Below are 18136 nucleotides of genomic sequence, written 5' to 3'. Positions count from 1 at the left end.
GCCGCTATATCAGGGTTGGCACGATTGAGAATTACCCGGCAGCTTTGCCGATGGCCCACTCGCTTGGATTTTAGGAGTGCACCATGTCAGGACGTTTGTCCGCTTTTAACAGCCCGTTTCTGCTCGGGTTCGACCAGATTGAGCAAACGCTCGACCGGCTGACCAAGAGCGCAGGCGACAGCTATCCGCCCTACAATATCGAACAATTTGCCGACGGCAATCTTCGCATCACGGTGGCCGTGGCCGGCTTCACCCTCGATGATCTGTCCATTCAGGTCGAGGATGCGCAACTGGTCATCCGCGGTCGTCAGTCATCGAAGAAAACCGGGGACGAGAGCATCTATCTGCATCGCGGCATTGCCTCCCGGCAGTTCCAGCGCGCCTTTCTGCTGGCCGATGGCATCGAGGTTGCAGGGGCCAATCTGCGACACGGGTTGTTGCATATTGATCTGCGCCTGCCACCACCGGCAACCACGGTCAGGACGATACAGATCAACGCCGGCGACAACTCGGCCAATACCAATGAGGCGGTCGCAATCGAAGGCGAGAGCCAACCGGTCCCGGAGCAGGAGCTCGGGCAACAGCAGAATGCAAAGGAGTAGGAACCATGACAGCAAACACCCCATCACAGATCAGCGAATCTGCTCTGACAACACAGGATTTCCTGACCTTCGGCATCAATGACGTGGCCTATATCCGTACGATCATGGAAGATGGTGCCGAGAAATATGCCGTACATGCGGCTGACGGTACCGAACTGGCAGTGATTGACCATCTGGGCCAGGCAATCGCCACGATCCAGCACAACGAACTGGAAGTCGCCAGCGTCCACTAATCAATTGTAGGCAATCAGGCGGCGCGGCTGTCCGCATGCTGCACCAGCAGCGCCTCAATCGCGGCCGCGCCATCGGCACCGCGCAACTTCTCACACAACGACTGCTCTTTCAGCAGACGAGATACCTTCGCCAGTGATTTCAGGTGATCAGCACCGGCACCTTCCGGGGCCAGCATGGCGAAGATCAGATCAACCGGCTGATCATCCATCGCATCAAAATCAATCGGTCGATCAAGCCGGGCAAAAACCCCGACCACATTGCGGATACCGGCAATCTTCCCATGGGGGATTGCGATGCCCTTGCCGACACCGGTCGTGCCGAGGCGCTCACGCTCAAGCAGCGTGTCGAACACATCGCGTTCCGGCAGGTCATACACCGAGGCAAAGATCGCGGCGATTTCCTGCAGGGCCTGTTTCTTGCTCGTCGCCTTGAGCGACTCACAAATCATTTTCGAATTCAGTTCTGGCGCAGCCATATCGTCGTTTCTGCCCCCTGCCAGTTTACGATATATACCAGAGGCAACCTGCCCGCCTCCGGTTTCATCACGGGTCTAACGGCAAATCATGAAAGCCCCATGACCTGCCGCTATCCCGTTATCATGATCACGCCATCTCAGGCGTTTTCTGATTAGCTTCGATTGTTTCCGGGTCTACCCACCCGATATGCCCGTCTGGACGACGGTATATCATATTCAGCCCGCCATGGGCACGATTTCGGAACATCAGTGCGGGCAACTCACCCAGATCAAGGCGCATGACCGCCTCGGAAACCGTCAGTTCCTCAATTGTAATCGGCAGTTCGGCGACAATGGTTGGCTCGCCATCGTCACTGTCATCCGGCTCGACTGCCGGTTGCTCTGCATGATCAATCACATACTGGTTGGCCCGCATTTCCTCGGACGCTTTCTGGTTGTGATCGCGCAGCTTGCGCTTGTAACGGCGCAAGCGCTTTTCGATGCGTTCGGCGGCGGCATCAAAGGCCGGATATGGCTCCGGTGCCGATCCATTGGCCTGCAGCAGGATGTTGCGGCCCACATGGACGGAAATGTCCACCTGATACAGATACGCATCCTTGGACACGATAACCTTACCCTCGATCGGGTTCGGAAAATACTTTACTGTCAGCGCGTTTAAATGCTCCTCGACATACTCCCGTAAACTATCACCCACATCCATATTCTTACCGATGATGTTAAGTTTCATGGGCTTTTTGCATCCGTTCTTTTTCGTGTGTCACATACAGCAATAAGTCTGCGCGCAGACGGCCCGCCAATCAAGGCTTGAAGGTGAGTTAATTTTCACTACCGCGTCAAACTGCGGATAAATAGCAGTTATTTGTTCAGTCTTTTTTCCCGGCGGCGCTGCACCGATGACGGAATCCGCATGGCCTCCCGGTACTTCGCCACCGTCCGCCGGGCAATATCGACCCCGTCGGCCCGGAGCAGACTGACGATCTTGTCGTCTGACAATATCTTCGCCGGTGGCTCGGCGTCGATCATGGTGCGGATGCGGTGCTTGACCGCCTCGGCGGAATGGCTGCTCTCCCCGTCCGCCCCGGCAATCGCGGCGGTGAAGAAGTATTTCAGCTCGAAGATCCCGCGCGGGCAGGCGATGAACTTGTTGGTCGTTACCCGGCTGATCGTGCTCTCATGCATCTCCACCGCCTCGGCGATGTCGCGCAGTACGAGAGGTTTCAGCGCCTGTACCCCGTGACGGAAGAACTGGTCCTGCTGACGCACCAGCTCGATTGACACCTTGAGGATCGTGGTTGCCCGCTGGTGCAGGGATTTGACCAGCCAGTTGGCCGACTGGAACTGCTCGCTGATATAGTTCTTGTCGTCCTTGTTGGTGACCTTCGATGTCACCATGGCGTGATAGGCCTGATTGACCAGCACCTTGGGCAGGGCGTCGGGGTTCAGTTCAACCAGCCAGCCACCGCGCGGATTGGGCCGGACGAAGATATCCGGGATCACCGGCTCGGCGGTCGGCATGTCGAAGCTGGCCGCCGGTTTCGGATCAAGCGAGCGCAGATCGGCGATCATGTCGCTGAGGTCTTCCTCATCGACGCCGCAGATCTTGCGCAGCTTGGTAAACTCACAGGCCGCGAGCAGGTCGAGATTGTCGAGCAGGGCCTCCATCGCCGGATCAAACCGGTTGCGATCAACCAGCTGCAGACGCAGGCACTCGGTCAGGTTGCGGGCGAAGATGCCGGGCGGATCGAGCCGCTGCAACTTCACCAGCACCGCATCGACCATATCCGGGCTGCAGCCGAGCTGTTCGCTCAACTCACCGAAATCCGCCTCGACATAGCCGGAGCCGTTGAGGCTGTCGAGCAGGGCAAAGGCGATGATCCGCTCGGTGGCATCGGTGATCTCGAGCGGTATCTGTGCTGCCAGATGCTCACGCAAATTCGGCGGACGGCTGTAGCGCGCCTCCAGTTCCAGCTCGTCATCGCTCAGATGGCCGCTGCCACCACCAGCGCCGAGGCCTAGGCTGCCGCCATCCATGCTCGGCAGGCTCGGTGCCGGCATTTCCGCATCGCTGTTGGTCCAGACATTGTCGTAATCGCTGTCAAAGGCGTCGTCGAAGGCCTCTGTGCTGTTCTGCCGGTCGATCAGATCGGCAGACTCGTCGCTCCGTTCTGCAACCCTGTCGCTGCCATCGCTGTCATTGCCGCCAGTGGGGTCGGGCGCTTCCGTGTTCGGCTCATTGACGCTGGCAGCCTCATTGTCGCGGCTGTTGTCGTCGCGTTCGAGCAGCGGGTTCTGCTCCAGTTCCTGCTCGACATATTCCTGCAACTCCACCGATGACAGCTGCAGCAGTTTGATCGCCTGCTGCAGTTGCGGCGTCATGACCAGCGATGTGCCAATCCTGAGTTCCAGGCGTTGTCCCGGCGATGACATCGGTTATTGCCTCTTGCCCATCTGGATCACCTACAGCCGGAACTTCTCGCCGAGATAGACCCGGCGAACATCGTCATTATCGACAATGTCATGTGGCGTGCCTTCCATCAGCACCTTGCCGTCATGGAGGATATAGGCGCGGTCGACGATCCCGAGGGTATCGCGGACATTGTGATCGGTAATCAGCACGCCAATGCCCCGGTCCTTCAGATGCGCGATCAGGTCACGGATTTCCGCAACGGCAATCGGATCGATCCCGGCCAGAGGTTCGTCAAGCAGGACAAAATGCGGCTGGGATGCAAGCGCCCGGGCGATCTCCACCCGTCGGCGCTCACCACCGGACAGGGCGATGGTCGGCGTATGGCGCAAATGGCTGATCGAGAACTCGGCCAGTAGTTCATCAAGCATCAGCTCGCGGATCGAGGCATCGCCCTCGACCACTTCCAGCACCGCGCGGATATTGCCCTCGACCGTCAGCCCGCGGAAGATCGAGGCTTCCTGTGGCAGATAGCCGATGCCGAGCCGGGCCCGGCGGTAGATCGGCTGGGTGGTTATGTCATCGCCATCGAGCAGCACCTGACCGTAATCAGGCCGGATCAGACCGGTAATGATGTAGAACGAGGTTGTCTTGCCTGCACCGTTGGGGCCGAGCAGGCCAACCGCCTCACCGCGCTGTACGGTGAGCGAGACATCGCGGAGCACCGGGCGACCCTTGTAGCGCTTGCCGAGGTGGGATGCCTCAAGACCGCTGTTGCTATGGACCAGACGCGGGCCATGGCCATAGCCGACCTGATGGCCCTGACCCATTTCCTCGCCGGGCGGTGTGCGCCGTATCTTGCGTCGTCGTAAAACCATTACCCCTCGCCCTCTTCACCCGATACATCGTCCGGTGTAATCACCCCGCGCACCCGGCGCTGTCCGTCCTTGGTGGTGAACAGGCGCGATACGCCCGTATCCATATTCACTTCCGCCCGATCACCATTGAGCTGGGTGGAGCCACGGGTCAGGCGCACATCGCCGGTCAGAGTCGCCACATTGGCCTTGACGTCAAAACGCCCCTGACTGCCGCGCACCAGCTCGGTCGGTGTCTCGATCACGACCCCGCCGGTGGCATCAACCACCCGCATGACCATCTCGCCCGCCGCATCCTCGGCAAACCGGGCCATCAGAACATCGGAGCGCAACTCGTTCTCTTCCCGGCTGGCGGTGGCATCACCACGCGCCACGGCGAGTTGCCGCGCCTGCCAGAACTCGAGGCTCTTCTTCGCGGTAATCCGGTCGGTCGCGGTGGTCAGCGCCAGATCCTTGCCGGTAATCACCGCCACCTGTTGTGCTACATCATAAACCGCCTGATCACCGGTCACAGTGGCGTCGGCGGAAATCAGCCTTACCTTGCCCTTGGCATCAAGCCGATAGATTTCGGTCCCGCCTGCAGCCGTATCGCGGTAATAGGCAATCAGCACATCGGCAGCGACGGTCAGGCCATCGCGGGAGGCAACCGCATTGCCGCGCGCCACATAGGCCTGGGCATCGCGCTGCCATTCAAGGCCGTTTTCCGCCTCGATCTCCAGCGGCCCACCGCTCTCATCGCCAAGGGTCAGCGCCGGTTGCTGTGCTTGTACCGACGACAGAGATAACCCGCCAGAAAACAGGGCGACCATCAGCACAAGCAGCGGGGCAGACAGGATACGGCTCACGAGGCACCTCCGTCACCGGCCAGACTGCGCAGCGTCAGGCGACCACGTCCGGGGAACACCAGATAGCGACCATTCTCGAAAATTCGCACACCGCTGCCGGCAATGGTGCCGCCCGGTCCGGTACCGGTGACCGGCTTGTCGGACCATGCGGCCCGTGCTGCCGTATCCACCTGCAGTGCAGAGGTGGTGAACTCGAAACCATCGGGCTGGAACATGTTCACATCGCCCTGCAGCAGCAGTTGCTGACTGTCTTCATCATAGCGCCCGGCATTGGCGCGAATGGCCACCTGCGTGCCGTCATCATAGGTGACATCGGCGAGTGGCTGGGTCAGGTCGATCAGGTTGTTGGCCCCTTGCGAACGGGTGACCTGATCCGCCGTGATGGAGACCAGCCGATCGGCATCGTCATAGCCCTCGAACCGGGCATTGAGCATGGCGCTCTCACCACGTCCGAGGCGGCGCAAACCGTCGCTGCCAGCATTGAGCAGCGGCCAGATCAGGGTACCAACCAGCAGGACAGCCGCCAGTGACGGCACAATGATCCGCAGACCGCGAATGATGCGTGACCGGCGCGGATTGATCCGCGCGGTTTCCCGGCGGCGGTACCAGTCACTCGACTGCCCGGCGGCACCGACACTGCGATAGCCTTGCCCGTCATCCGCGCTCGACTGTTCTGCAGGCGCAGACAGATAGGCCGGTCTTGCCGGGCCACTCTGCCAGTCATCATGTGGGGGGCGTTGGTCGCTCATGGGTTATCAGGCAACCCCGGCGCGCAACAGATCATGGATATGGATGAGGCCGACAGGTCGCTCATCCTCAACAACAAACAGGCTGGTGATCGATTTCTCGTTCATGATCGCCACCGCCTCCGCCGCCAGAGCGGTCGGACGGATGGTTTTCGGTGATGCGGTCATGATCTCGCCGGTCGGCGTGGTCAGCAGATCGGGCGACATATGGCGCCGCAGGTCACCATCGGTCACGATGCCGAGCAAACGGCCATCGCCATCCACTACGCCGGCACAGCCGAAGCTCTTTTCGCTGATACAGACCAGCGTGTCACCCATTGAGGTATCGGCACCGACCAGCGGCAGGGCATCGCCCTTGTGCATCAGATCGTGGACGCGGAGCAGCTTCTGGCCCAGTGCACCGCCCGGATGGAAAATACGGAATTCGTCAGCCGAGAAGCCGCGCTTCTCAAGCAGCGCCATGGCCAGCGCATCGCCGAGCGCCAGCGTCATCGTGGTCGAGGTGGTGGGCGCCAGATGCAGCGGGCAGGCCTCATCCACCTTGGGCAGCAGCAGGGCAATATCCGACTGCTCACCGAGCGGCGAGGCAATATCGCGGGTAATGCCGATCATCGGGATACTGAACCGCTTGGCATAGGGAGCGAGAGCAGCAAGCTCGGCCATACGACCGGAATAGGAAATCGCCAGCACCACATCATTGCGGGTAATCATGCCGAGATCGCCATGCACCGCCTCTGCCGGGTGCACGAACATCGCAGGCGTGCCGGTGGAGGCAAGCGTGGCGGCGATTTTGCGGCCCACATGACCACTCTTGCCAATACCGGTGACAACCACGCGACCGGTCGGCGGCGCACCGTCGGCAGGCTTGTAATCGGCCCCGCCGGTGGTGACGAAAATCAGATCGACGGCACGGACAAAACTGTCATCAAGGCTGGCGGCAAGGGCGTTGAGACCATCGGCTTCAAGTGCCAGAACCCGACGACCGACTTCCTTCACATCAACAGGCTTGTCAGCAGTGGGGGCAGTCGTGCCCGATGCAGAGTTGGCATCGACCGTTTTGGCCACGGTAGCGGTAGTTCCGGTCACGAAATGGGTGGTCCCTGATTATTTTCATGCAGAAATTATGCCAACGCAGTATGCAGCCAAGCTCACCAATGCGTCAAGCGAGGGCCTGAAATGGGTGCGAGGGCACCGGATTTCAAGCTGTTTCTAGTGCGAGAAAATATCCGTTTCCGGCCAGCCTGCCAGATCAAGCTGACAGCGGGTTGGCAGGAAATCAAAGCATGACTGCGCCATGGCCATACGGCCCTCACGCTCCAGTCGACGGTCCAGTTCGGCCTTGAGCTGGTGCAGGTACAGAACGTCGGACGCAGCGTAATGCTGCTGATCTTCGCTCAGCGAGTCGCCGCCCCAATCGGAACTTTGCTGCTCTTTCGACAGACTGATGCCGAGCACTTCCCGGCACAGCTCCTTGAGCGAATGGCGGTCGGTATAGGTGCGGATCAGGCGGGAAGCGATCTTGGTGCAGTAGTTCGGCGCGCTCATCGCCCCGAAGGTGTAATACATCACGGCAATGTCGAAACGCCCGTAATGATACAGCTTGGTAATCTTGGGATCGGTCAAAATTGCCGAGAGGCGCGGTGCCGGTTGCACATCCTTGGCGATCTTGACCAGATGGGCGTCGCCGTCACCGGCAGACACCTGTACCAGACAAAGCCGGTCGCGGGCCGGGAGCAGCCCCATGGTCTCGCAATCGATGGCGACCGCCGTGCCGGGGTCGAAGCTTTCCGGCAGGTCATGGTCGTGCAGATAGATAGCCATCGAGGATGATATTTCTTGAAAGAAATGGTGCCCAGGAGAAGACTCGAACTTCCACGGCCGTTAAGCCACAGGTACCTGAAACCTGCGCGTCTACCAATTCCGCCACCTGGGCAGGGCGGGCCATGATCTAATTCCCTCGGAGGCACTTGTCAATTTATTGTCGCGCTTATATGGCGTTTTTAATTATTCACTGCTATCTGAGCAGGATATCCAACCATTCGAGCACCCATTTCCCAGCACTCATTTCAAGGCATTGCATCCCATGACATTGAACCAACCCGGCAAGGTCGCAACCGTATTCGGCGGAACAGGTTTTATCGGACGCTATCTGGTACAGCGCCTCGCCCGTGATGGCTATTCCGTCCGGGTTCCAACCCGTCACGCGGCAGAAGCAAACCGGCTGCGCGTCAGTGGCGTTGTCGGTCAGGTGGTCCCGGTGCGCATGAGCCTGAAAAACGATGCCGCGATCGAGCGTGTGGTCGATGGTGCCGACTGGGTCATCAATCTGGTCGGGATTCTGGCCGAGAACCGGAAACAGAAATTCAGCGCCCTGCACGCCGAGCTGCCGGGCCGGATCGCCGCTGCCTGTACCAAGGCCGGGGTCAAGTCGCTGGTCCATGTCTCGGCTATCGGTGCCGACAAATCATCCGCATCCGCCTATGCCCGCAGCAAGGCCGAGGGTGAAGAGAACCTGCTGAAGAACTTCCCGCAGGCAACCATCATGCGCCCGAGCGTGGTGTTCGGCCCGGAAGACGACTTCCTCAACCGGTTCGGCGAGATGTGCATGCTGTCACCGGTATTGCCGCTCATCGGCGGTGGCCAGTCACGGTTCCAGCCGGTCTATGTCGCCGATGTGGCAGAAGCCATTCATGTGGCCCTAGCCTCGAAGGACGCACGCGGCCAGATTTATGAACTCGGCGGCCCCCGTCGCTATACGTTCAAGCAGATCCTCGAATACATCAATGAGGTTACCGGTCGTGACCGCAAGCTGGTCAACGTGCCGTTCTGCCTCGCCAGCTTCAAGGCTGCGTTCCTTGAGAAACTGCCGGGCCAGATCCTGACCCGTGATCAGGTAACCCTGCTGAAATCCGATAATATCGTCAGTGACAGCGCCAAGCGCCTTGGCGATCTCGGTATCGAACCGACCACAATGGAAGCGATTGCCCCGCGCTATCTCTACCGGTTCCGGAAGGGCGGGCGCTTTGCCGGCAAGGGCGACCCGAAAAGCGCCAGCGCCACCGAAAGCCGCGGCGTCGCGGCCTAGTCGCCCGACTTACGCAGCACCACAACCCATCCGGCAAGCGGCTTGCCGTATTCGAGCCGGATGGTTTCCTGCCCGAAAAACTCGGCCTCAAACCCGTGCTTTTCCGCCAGCCCTTCAAGGTAATGGCGGTGCTGGGCATAACGCCCGCTGTCGCGCAGCACATAATCGCTGTGCCCGGCGTCCTGCTCGTTATAGGTCAGCGCTTCCGAGGTGAACAAAAACACCCCACCGGGGCCGAGCAGGCGGTCAACCTGCTCGAAAATCGCAGCCAGATCACCGATATAGCAGAAGACATCACCGGCAATGACCACATGATAGTCATGGGCGTTGAGCTTCTGCATTTCGGTGACAAGATCACCTTGCATCAGTCCGGTATAGATATTCTTCTTGCGCGCTTCGGCGAGCATTGCCGGTGACAGGTCAATACCGTCGAGCCTTGCCGCGACAGGTGCCATGAAGGCACCGCACTGGCCGGTACCGCAACCGAGATCGAGAACCGAGAGGTTCTCGCCTCCCATCAGCCCTGACCGCTCGGCCAGATTTTTCAGCATCAGCGGCACCTGATAGCGCAAGACGCTGGCGGTATGGCTGTCGAAGCTCTTGGCATACTGGTCAAAATAGGACGCCACATAGGCGTCAGAAGCCCGCTCCGGTGCCTTGTAATCGCCATCGAGTTTCGCCTTCAGGGCATCGACCATATGGATCGCCTTGGCATCATCAGGGGCCAGACTTACCCATTTCTGATAGGCGGCGAGCGCTTCTTCTAGCTGTCCTGCGGTACGATAGCCATCGGCCAGTTGCTGCCAGATGGTCAGATGATCAGGTTCATACTCGCTGCCTGCCTGTAACTGCTCGAGCGCCTCGGTCAGCTTGCCCAGCTTTTTGTAGGCGATGGCGAAGTTGATCCGCGCCGGGACATATTCCGGGTTGAGCAGGGTCAGAACCTTGAAATAGGGCAGGCTTTCGCGTGCCTTGCCCTGATTGACCAACAGATTGCCGAGGCGGAACAGCGCCTGCGCCTGGGTTGGATCAACGGCGATGCAGAACCGGTAATAGGCGGTGGCCCCATCGATGTTGCCTTCCTGCTCCATCGCCACAGCTTTATGGAACAGGTCGCGCGGTGATTGCGGCGTATCTGCCTGGCTTTGCTGATCGGATGGCTGACTGGACATGGGCAAAACTCACCAAATCGGTTTGATACTGCTGTTTCGATAACGATTAGCCCGGCAGGGCGCAAGCATCCGGCAAAAGATTACGGGGATGGATCATCACCGGCAGTCGTCGGGCGAACCGTCAGCAGGATCAGGGCACCAGCCAGAAAGAAGCAGATAACCGTTGCCAGTCCCCAGCGCTGGCTGTCGGTCCACAGGGTCACCCAACCGAACAGGATCGGCCCCAGAAACGCAATGGATTTACCGGTCAGGGCATAGAGGCCAAACATCTCGGTTGTCAGCTCCGGTGGGCTGATCCGGGCCAGCAGGGACCGGCTGGCCGATTGCGTCGGACCAACAAAGATGCCGAGCGCTAGCGCCAGGCCGATAAACAGCGTCTTGTCGGTAATGAACAGGATTGTCGTACTGAAACCGATCAACCCGGCAAGGGAAATCAGGATTGTCGGCTTGGCCCCAACCCGGTCATCAACCCATGAGAAGGCAATGGCACCAATCCCGGCGGTGAGGTTAAGGCCAATGGCAAAAATCAGGATTTCATCGAAGTCCATGCCGAAGCTGCCAGCCGCATAAAGCCCGCCAACGGCAAACAGGGTACCAAGGCCATCCCGATACAGCGCCGAGGCGATCAGGAAGCGCATGAGCGTCGGCTTGCCCGGCAGGGAGCGCAGAGAATGCTTCAGCTGTTTCAATCCGGCGGCGATGGCGGCACCAAGCGGTCTGCTCTCGCCCCATGGCTTGTCATCGGTCCAGAGAAACAGGGGCACGGAAAACAACCCGTACCACAGAGCCACAAGAATGGCCGTTGCCCGTACATGCTCCTGATTGCCCCGGTCGAGGCCGAATAGCGCCGGATCGGGCTTGATCAGCAAGGCCAGCGCCAGCGCCAGACAGGCCAGCCCGCCGATATAGCCGATGCCCCAGCCCCAGCCGGACATGCGCCCCAGCATATGACGTGGCGCCACGGTCGGCAGCATGGCGTTGTAGAATACCTGCCCGATCTCGAACGTTATACTCGAAATCACGACAAGGGTTATGACTAGCGGGATAAACGCCCGGTCCGGCTCGGCAAACCATAGCCCTGCCGTGGCCAGTACAGCGATCAGGGTAAGCGCGCCAATCCACGGTTTGCGCGGTCCAGCATGATCGGCAATGGCACCGAGTATTGGTGCCAGCAGGGCAACAGCGAGACCGGCAGCCCCAATGGCAAAGCCCCACATGCCGGAACCTTCCGCCTCATCGCCAACAACGCCCTTGGCGAAATAGACGCTGAAAACAAAGGTCAACATCACCGTGCTATAGGCGGAATTGGCCCAGTCATACAGGCACCAGCCCACGATCGATGACCGTCGATGTGCAGTTCCGGTCATGGTCCGGCCCTTTTTGTTTTCGGTTCGGCTGCCGATCAGACTTCAGTCAATGTCCGCAACTGACGGTTGGCAATGGCCAGCATGGACAGATCAACCTCGGCTGCCGAGCGGAACTCCGTAATCAGCCGCATGAGGCGACCAACCTGCTGGGAACGACCCTCGCACCAGTTCTCGATCAGGGCCGTGTTGCTGCCATCCGGATCATATTTGCCATCAACCGACCGCAGCACCTCATAGGCAAGCCGCGAGCGGATGGCATAGAGATCATCAATGATCGCAATCACCGCCTGTTTGCGCCAATGGGTGGTGCGCGGCAGATCAACCGCCTTCATATGCAGCCAGGAAATGCTGAAATAGTCGGAAATTTCGGTATAGGCCTTGGCCGCAACCGGTACCGGTACCTCTGCCATTTCCGCAGTCCGGGCAATATCACAGGCACCGAAGAGTACCGGCAGACGGGCAATCCGCATGGCCAGATCAGCCTCGGCCCCCGCCTTGATATAGGTATCGCAACGCTGGGCAATGCCCTCACGCTCCGGCTCCGGCACCATGGTTTCAAGGCTGGCAATCGCCTGCTGCAGCGGCTGTTTGAAGCGCTCGACCGTCTCGGCAATATCAATCGGCTGTGGCAGGTTATTGAGGAACCAGGCACTGCAGCGTTCCAGCAGGCGGATGGTCCAGCGCATCATATCGAGCTGGATTGCCGCCTCTATCTTGTTATCACCGGACTGAATTTGCCCCCAGAGCGGGATCAGACCGAAACATTCACGCACAACAGCATAGGCACGGGTGATTTCCGCCGCTCCCATGCCGGTTTTGTCGGTCAGGTCCTTGGCAAAGACCGGGCCGGCACGGTTGACGATGGAATTGGCCATCACAGTAGCGATGATTTCCCGCCGCAGCTGGTGGTTCATGATGTATTCCCGGTAACGCTTGCGCAGCGCGCGCGGGAAGTATTTCACCAGACTGCTGGCAAGGTATTCGTCATCCGGCAGATCACTCGCCAGCAGATCGTCATAGAGCTTGATCTTGCTATAGGCGAGCAGGACAGAGAATTCCGGCCGGGTCATGCCGCGACCGTCACGCTGGCGATCGGCCACCGCTTCCTCGTTCGGCAAGCCCTCGATCTCGCGGTTCAGAACGCCATCGCGTTCAAGCTGCCGCATCAGGCGGGCATGATCCTCGAACCGTTTCGGCGCTTCTGCCAGCGCTGCGGAAATGGCCTGTGTCTGCAGGTAGTTATCGGCCAGCACCAATTCGCCGACCTCGTCGGTCATTTCGACCAGCAGCGCATCACGATCCTTACGCTCAAGCTCACCCGCCGCCGCAACACCGGCGAGCAGGATCTTGATATTGACCTCGTGATCCGAGCAATCAACCCCGGCGGAGTTGTCGATAAAGTCGGTATTGAGGCGCACACCGAATTCCGCGGCCTCGATACGACCGGCCTGGGTCACACCGAGATTGGCGCCCTCGCCGACCACCTTGGCCCGGACATCGCGGCCATTGATGCGGATATAGTCATTGGCCTTGTCGCCGACTTCCCCATGGCTCTCGGTATCGCCCTTGATATAGGTACCGATACCACCGAACCAGAGCAGCTCTACATGGGCGCGCAGGATGGCTTCCATCAGCTCGTTAGGCGTTACCCGTTCCCGGTCGATGGACAGCGCCTCGCGGATTTCCGGCGTCAGGGACAGGGATTTGGCACTGCGCTCGAACACCATGCCGCCTTTGGACAGCTTGGCCGGATCATAATCGCTCCAGGCACTGCGCGGCATCTCGAACAGACGTTTGCGCTCGGCATGGCTGACGGCAGGGTCAGGATCGGGATCGACGAAGATATGCAGATGGTTGAAGGCGGCGAGCAGTTTGGTCTGCTCGCTCAACAGCATGCCATTGCCGAACACGTCACCGGACATATCGCCGACACCGACACAGGTGAACGGCTCGGACTGGATATCCTTGCCCATCTCCCGGAAGTGGCGCTTGACGCCTTCCCAGGCACCCTTGGCGGTAATGCCCATGCCCTTGTGGTCGTAACCGGCTGAGCCACCGGAAGCGAAGGCGTCATCGAGCCAGAAGCCGTATTCGGTCGACAGCGCATTGGCCGTGTCGGAGAACGTCGCTGTGCCCTTGTCGGCAGCCACCACCATATACGGATCATCACCGTCATAGCGGATGATCTGTTCCGGCGGTACGACACCGCCATCGACGATATTGTCGGTGATCTCGAGCAATGCGCGGATGAATATCTTGTAGCAGGCAACGCCCTCGGCCTGCAGCGCATCCCGCTCGCCGCCCACTGGCGGCTGTTTGAGCACAAATCCGCCCTTGGCCCCGACCGGCACGATGACCGCGTTCTTGACCATCTGAGCCTTCATCAGCCCCAGAATCTCGGTGCGGAAATCATCCCGGCGGTCCGACCAGCGAATACCGCCACGGGCAACCAGACCACCGCGCAGATGCACGCCCTCAACCCGCGGGCTGTAGACAAAAATCTCCCGCTTCGGACGTGGCAGCGGCAGTTCGTCAATGGCCTCCGAATTTAGCTTGAAGGCAATCCATGGCCGGTGCTTGCCATCCATGTCCTGCTGATAGAAATTGGTCCGCAGCGTCTCACGCACCAGACTGATCAGGGCACGGAGCGCCCGGTCATCATCAAGGCTGCTGACATTTTCCAGATCATGATCAAGCGCCACCACATGACCGCCAACCTTGCTGTCGCGATCGGCATGGCTGTCGCTGGCCTTCGGATCATGCATGGCATGGAACAGCTGTACCAGCCGTCTCGTAATCTTCGGTTGTGAGACCAGAATATCGGCAAGCGCCTCAGGACCGAGCGGGAATTGAATCTGACGCAAATAGCGACAATAGGCCCGCAGCAGCGAAACCTCACGCCAACTGAGACCGGCGGACAGGATCAGCCGGTTGAGACTGTCATTCTCGGCCTGCCCGCTCCAGACCTTGGCGAAGGCATCGTGGAACCGGTCCTTGGCATCTTCCAAATCACCGTTGAGATCGGTGGCGAGACGCGCCTCGAAATCATGCAGCCAGACGCTGCCCTCATAACCGTTCGGGCGCAGCTCATATGGCCGCTCGGTCAATACCTGCAGCCCGAGATTCTCAAGGGTTGGCAGAACCCGCGACAAAGGCAGCGCCTTTTTCGGGTGGAACAGGCGGAAATGCAGTTGCTTGGCCTCCCCCTCAACCGGACGGTAGAGCAGCATGCCCAGCTCGTTGCCATGCAGTAAGGCCTGCAGACGGGCAATATCGATGATTGCCTGACGGGCGGTTTCGCGCTCGCGATACCCGGCGGGGAAACTGCTGCCGAACTGGTCGAGCAGCGCCTCGGCCTGATCCTCGCCATGGGCTTCGATCAGGGCGTCGGAGAGGCGATCCTCCCACAGGCGCGCGGCGTCGGCCAGCTTGCGCTCGATCTCCTCGATATCATAGCCGTCGACATCGCCTTGCGGGGTCATGATAAACTGGATACGCGCCAGCATCGTGGCGTCGAGTGTGACATAGAAGCTGGAGACTTCCGCCGACATCTCATTTTCCAGCAGACGCTGCATGCGCTGGCGCAGATTGGTGTCGTAACGGTCGCGCGGCACATAGACCATGCACGAGACAAAACGGTCAAACGGATCGCGGCGGACGAACAGGGCGACCCGCGGCCGCTCGGTCAGGTGCAGAACGCCGGTGGAGATATCCAGCAGCTCCTGCTCCGTCATCTGGAACAGCTCGTCACGCGGATAGGTATCGAGGATATGGGCAAGGGCCTTGCCGGTATGGCTCTGCTCCGGTAGTCCGGCGGCAGAGATGGCGCGCTGGACCTTGGTACGGAGATAGGGAATATCGCGGGCGCTGCGGCTGTAGGCGATGGAGGTGAACAGGCCGAGGAACAGGTGTTCGCCAATCGCCTTGCCGTTCTCATCATGCTCGCGCAGGATGATCGCATCCATGGGTACGGCACGGTGTACCGTCGCCGGGCGGTTGGATTTGGTCAGGAACAGCGGGCTCTGGCGCAGGAACAGATCCTGTGCGCTGACCGGCAGTTGCTGGAAGTTCCGCAACCCGTCGAAAACCGAATAGGCCTGATCGACGAGGATACCAAGACCGTCATCATGCTCGATCTCAAGGCTCAGATCATCGCCCTCGCCGGAAAACCGGTAATGGCGATAGCCGAGGAAGGTGAAGTGATCATCGCCAACCCATTGCAGGAAGGCCACAGCCTCGGCAATCGCATCATGCTCATCGCCGCTGGTCTTGTCCGCCTTGGCTTGCAGGGCCGTTGCCTGGCTCCGGCATTTGTCCCGCATCGCCGCCCAGTCGCGCACGGCGGAGCGCACATCATCCAGTACTGTTTTGAGACGGCGGTGCAGGGTTGATTGCCGCTCCTTGTCGGCAAGGCGGCTGACCTCGATATGCATAATGGATTCGAGACCGGGGGTGCTCGACGCGTCATCATCCGGCTCGCTGTCTGCAGCGGCGGCGCCAAATGAGGTCAGCTTGCCATCCTCATCGCGCTCGACCCGCAGAACCGGGTGTACGACCAGCTTGATAGTAATACCAAAACGCTGCAGGGCAGCGGTGACGCTGTCGACCAGAAACGGCATGTCGTCATTGACGATCTGCAGCAGCGTGCCATGGGCGTTCCAGCCCTGTTCATCGGTATCGGGATTGAAGATGCGGATACCCGGCTGGCCCGGCGTGCGGTTCTGAGAAAACTCCCAGAGCGACAGAGCAGCATGGGCAAGATGCGCAACCGAGCGACGGCCCAGATCCTCGGGTGCCACATGGGCATAAATCTGGCGGGTAAAGCTGGCAATGCTGTCACGACTTGCCTCCGCCACCAGATCCTTCTGCACATCAATGACACGATCCAGCAGCGCGGTTTTCAACCCATCATCACGCGACGACATGGCAATACTCTCTCAGGCTTGAAACCCCGGCCGGTGAGTGTCTCGGCAATAACCCGTTATATCCGTGAGACATGACCGGGGGTAGTGGACAGGCAGGCACAACATGCACCCATGGCGCATCAATCTCAACGATTGGACGTGCTGCGGCGCAGTAAAAAGATCGGTTTTCCTGTTGATACAGTGGCTGAAACACCACCGGCGGATCAGAGCAGATCGTCGAGAACCATGTAGAGATCAAGCAAAGGCTCAGATTTCAGACGACGCCCTGGGGCCCGGCAGGTCAATTTGTCCCAGATTTCCACAGACTGATACAGCTTGGTGATCCCATCGCCCAGCGACCAGAAATATTGTGGCGCCTGCCCCATGAAGGTGGCGAAAGGAACAGGGCTGCCCTGTCGGACAAACAGCTCGTCATACGAGTTATTGTACTCGGCAAATATCTTGGCTGATTTGGACCAGCCCTTCTTGATCTTGTCCTTGATCAGCTGCTTGTACTCTTTCAACAGCTGTTTCTGCTCGGGTTTGGCATAATCAAGCGGCTCGGCAGCTGTCGCCAGCCATTCTGCGAGACGACGGATACGGTCCTGATTACGGGCATACTGGAACTCGTAATAAGCAAGGCCCTTCCACGCGTAGAAAATCTCGTGGGTCTTGTCGACCGGCAGACGGAAAGCCTGAATCAGCGGGACAAGATCGGAGAGATCATCGGCGTGCCAGATCTTGTCGACAAATTTCTTCACCTGATCGCGACCACCCTTCTGCCCCTGCAGGGCGAGCAGGATCATCGGCTCAAGCTTTGTGCGGATATGCAGCTGAATTTCTGCCCATTCCTCTGGCTGAATGGCGAAATAGGCCGGATCGCATTCAATGCCCTCTTTCTCCATCTTGTCCCGCACAAGGAACGGATCGAGGGTCGGCATGCTGTTGATGATCTCAAGAATTTTCAGATCAGCGGCATAATCATCGGGGTTAAGATTGGCATCCCAGCCAATATGCTCACGCAGGGTATCGAGGAAGGTTTCCTGATTGAAATAGATCGACTGCCCGCCGCTGTAGATATTCCGCTCGTCATAGGGGAAATACAGCTTGGTGCTGACGCGGTAGGTTACCTGACCTGGTTGAGCCATCAGCTCGGTCTCGGCTGCTTCCTTGATATAGATGACGTTATTGAGGTCCTGAAACCGGAACAGTAGTTCGGGTTTTACATCCTCGCCCTCTGCCTGTGCCTTTGCCGCCGCCGCCTTGATCTTGTTGGAAATCTTCAGACAGTTGAAGACCCGCGCGGAACCTGAATCGAGCGTATAACGCAAAAATTTATCAGCGCGGCTGGAGCCTTTGGAGTTGCGGGCGGAAACGACCATTAAGCGGTAACCTGTGTATGAGTCAGACCCGGAAACGGGTATCTG

At 59.3% G+C, this 18136-nt stretch carries 15 protein-coding genes and 1 tRNA gene; 3 read left to right on the top strand and 13 right to left on the bottom strand.

Going from position 1 to position 18136, the window contains the following annotated elements; translation table 11 throughout:
* Nucleotides 1-83: 83 nt before the first annotated feature.
* Nucleotides 84-602 carry a heat-shock protein Hsp20 gene (locus CBB62_03650; GenBank protein ID OUT41449.1) on the top strand — a complete coding sequence of 173 codons (519 nt, stop codon included), beginning with the start codon at nucleotides 84-86 and terminating at the stop codon, nucleotides 600-602.
* 5 nt (nucleotides 603-607) lie between these two features.
* Nucleotides 608-835 carry a hypothetical protein gene (locus CBB62_03645; protein OUT41448.1) on the top strand — a complete coding sequence of 76 codons (228 nt, stop codon included), beginning with the start codon at nucleotides 608-610 and terminating at the stop codon, nucleotides 833-835.
* A gap of 14 nt (nucleotides 836-849) precedes the next feature.
* On the opposite strand, the gene CBB62_03640 is transcribed toward CBB62_03645, so the two are convergent.
* The 9 genes from CBB62_03640 to CBB62_03600 form a co-directional block, all read right to left on the bottom strand.
* Nucleotides 850-1311 carry a PTS IIA-like nitrogen-regulatory protein PtsN gene (locus CBB62_03640; protein OUT41447.1) on the bottom strand — a complete coding sequence of 154 codons (462 nt, stop codon included), beginning with the start codon at nucleotides 1309-1311 and terminating at the stop codon, nucleotides 850-852.
* 127 nt (nucleotides 1312-1438) lie between these two features.
* Entirely contained in the window at nucleotides 1439-2038 is a 600-nt protein-coding gene (locus CBB62_03635) for a ribosomal subunit interface protein (protein OUT41446.1), read from the bottom strand.
* 128 nt (nucleotides 2039-2166) lie between these two features.
* A complete protein-coding gene (locus CBB62_03630; protein OUT41445.1) occupies nucleotides 2167-3738 on the bottom strand; it encodes an RNA polymerase sigma-54 factor in 1572 nt (523 codons plus the stop codon).
* Nucleotides 3739-3768: 30 nt separating this feature from the next.
* Entirely contained in the window at nucleotides 3769-4545 is a 777-nt protein-coding gene (locus CBB62_03625) for an LPS export ABC transporter ATP-binding protein (GenBank protein ID OUT41444.1), read from the bottom strand.
* A 47-nt stretch (nucleotides 4546-4592) separates the two neighbouring features.
* On the bottom strand, nucleotides 4593-5435 hold the full coding sequence (locus CBB62_03620; protein ID OUT41443.1) for a hypothetical protein: 843 nt from the start codon (nucleotides 5433-5435) through the stop codon (nucleotides 4593-4595).
* Nucleotides 5432-6184, bottom strand: coding sequence for an LPS export ABC transporter periplasmic protein LptC (locus CBB62_03615; GenBank protein ID OUT41442.1), 753 nt, complete (start codon nucleotides 6182-6184; stop codon nucleotides 5432-5434). Before CBB62_03615 ends, CBB62_03620 begins: the two co-directional genes overlap by 4 nt.
* A 6-nt stretch (nucleotides 6185-6190) precedes the next feature.
* Nucleotides 6191-7246: a KpsF/GutQ family sugar-phosphate isomerase gene (locus CBB62_03610; GenBank protein OUT41441.1), complete on the bottom strand. Its 1056-nt coding sequence runs from the start codon at nucleotides 7244-7246 to the stop codon at nucleotides 6191-6193.
* A gap of 144 nt (nucleotides 7247-7390) precedes the next feature.
* Nucleotides 7391-8002 carry a ribonuclease D gene (locus CBB62_03605; protein OUT41440.1) on the bottom strand — a complete coding sequence of 204 codons (612 nt, stop codon included), beginning with the start codon at nucleotides 8000-8002 and terminating at the stop codon, nucleotides 7391-7393.
* 25 nt (nucleotides 8003-8027) lie between these two features.
* A tRNA-Leu gene (locus CBB62_03600) sits at nucleotides 8028-8114 on the bottom strand.
* A gap of 150 nt (nucleotides 8115-8264) precedes the next feature.
* On the opposite strand from CBB62_03600, the gene CBB62_03595 reads away from it, so the two are divergent.
* The gene (locus CBB62_03595; GenBank protein ID OUT41439.1) at nucleotides 8265-9266 is read left to right on the top strand and encodes a complex I NDUFA9 subunit family protein; all 1002 of its coding nucleotides are present in this window, start codon (nucleotides 8265-8267) and stop codon (nucleotides 9264-9266) included.
* Here the strand turns inward: CBB62_03595 and CBB62_03590 are convergent.
* From CBB62_03590 to CBB62_03575, 4 genes are all read right to left on the bottom strand, one after another.
* Nucleotides 9263-10438, bottom strand: a complete 1176-nt coding sequence (locus tag CBB62_03590; protein OUT41438.1) for a hypothetical protein — start codon at nucleotides 10436-10438, stop codon at nucleotides 9263-9265. The genes CBB62_03595 and CBB62_03590 overlap by 4 nt on opposite strands.
* 80 nt (nucleotides 10439-10518) lie before the next feature.
* Nucleotides 10519-11805, bottom strand: a complete 1287-nt coding sequence (locus CBB62_03585) for an MFS transporter (protein ID OUT41437.1) — start codon at nucleotides 11803-11805, stop codon at nucleotides 10519-10521.
* 35 nt (nucleotides 11806-11840) lie between these two features.
* Entirely contained in the window at nucleotides 11841-16730 is a 4890-nt protein-coding gene (locus CBB62_03580; GenBank protein ID OUT41436.1) for an NAD-glutamate dehydrogenase, read from the bottom strand.
* 203 nt (nucleotides 16731-16933) lie between these two features.
* Nucleotides 16934-18091 carry a hypothetical protein gene (locus tag CBB62_03575; GenBank protein ID OUT41435.1) on the bottom strand — a complete coding sequence of 386 codons (1158 nt, stop codon included), beginning with the start codon at nucleotides 18089-18091 and terminating at the stop codon, nucleotides 16934-16936.
* Between the last annotated feature and the right edge of the window lie 45 nt (nucleotides 18092-18136).

This window comes from Micavibrio sp. TMED2 (assembly GCA_002168225.1).
In the GTDB taxonomy this organism is placed as follows: Bacteria; Pseudomonadota; Alphaproteobacteria; order TMED2; family TMED2; genus TMED2.
The sequence above is the reverse complement of the archived record's forward strand: the minus strand, read 5'-3'. Positions and strand labels throughout refer to the sequence as shown.

Bases quoted from the DNA above. Each gene is read 5' to 3' on its own strand.
- CBB62_03645 (OUT41448.1), top strand. From the start codon at position 608: ATGACAGCAAACACCCCATCACAGATCAGCGAATCTGCTCTGACAACA.
- CBB62_03585 (OUT41437.1), bottom strand. From the start codon at position 11,805: ATGACCGGAACTGCACATCGACGGTCATCGATCGTGGGCTGGTGCCTG.
- CBB62_03635 (OUT41446.1), bottom strand. From the start codon at position 2,038: ATGAAACTTAACATCATCGGTAAGAATATGGATGTGGGTGATAGTTTA.
- CBB62_03630 (OUT41445.1), bottom strand. From the start codon at position 3,738: ATGTCATCGCCGGGACAACGCCTGGAACTCAGGATTGGCACATCGCTG.
- CBB62_03575 (OUT41435.1), bottom strand. From the start codon at position 18,091: ATGGTCGTTTCCGCCCGCAACTCCAAAGGCTCCAGCCGCGCTGATAAA.
- CBB62_03625 (OUT41444.1), bottom strand. From the start codon at position 4,545: ATGGGTCAGGGCCATCAGGTCGGCTATGGCCATGGCCCGCGTCTGGTC.
- CBB62_03580 (OUT41436.1), bottom strand. From the start codon at position 16,730: ATGTCGTCGCGTGATGATGGGTTGAAAACCGCGCTGCTGGATCGTGTC.
- CBB62_03615 (OUT41442.1), bottom strand. From the start codon at position 6,184: ATGAGCGACCAACGCCCCCCACATGATGACTGGCAGAGTGGCCCGGCA.
- CBB62_03590 (OUT41438.1), bottom strand. From the start codon at position 10,438: ATGTCCAGTCAGCCATCCGATCAGCAAAGCCAGGCAGATACGCCGCAA.
- CBB62_03650 (OUT41449.1), top strand. From the start codon at position 84: ATGTCAGGACGTTTGTCCGCTTTTAACAGCCCGTTTCTGCTCGGGTTC.
- CBB62_03595 (OUT41439.1), top strand. From the start codon at position 8,265: ATGACATTGAACCAACCCGGCAAGGTCGCAACCGTATTCGGCGGAACA.
- CBB62_03640 (OUT41447.1), bottom strand. From the start codon at position 1,311: ATGGCTGCGCCAGAACTGAATTCGAAAATGATTTGTGAGTCGCTCAAG.
- CBB62_03605 (OUT41440.1), bottom strand. From the start codon at position 8,002: ATGGCTATCTATCTGCACGACCATGACCTGCCGGAAAGCTTCGACCCC.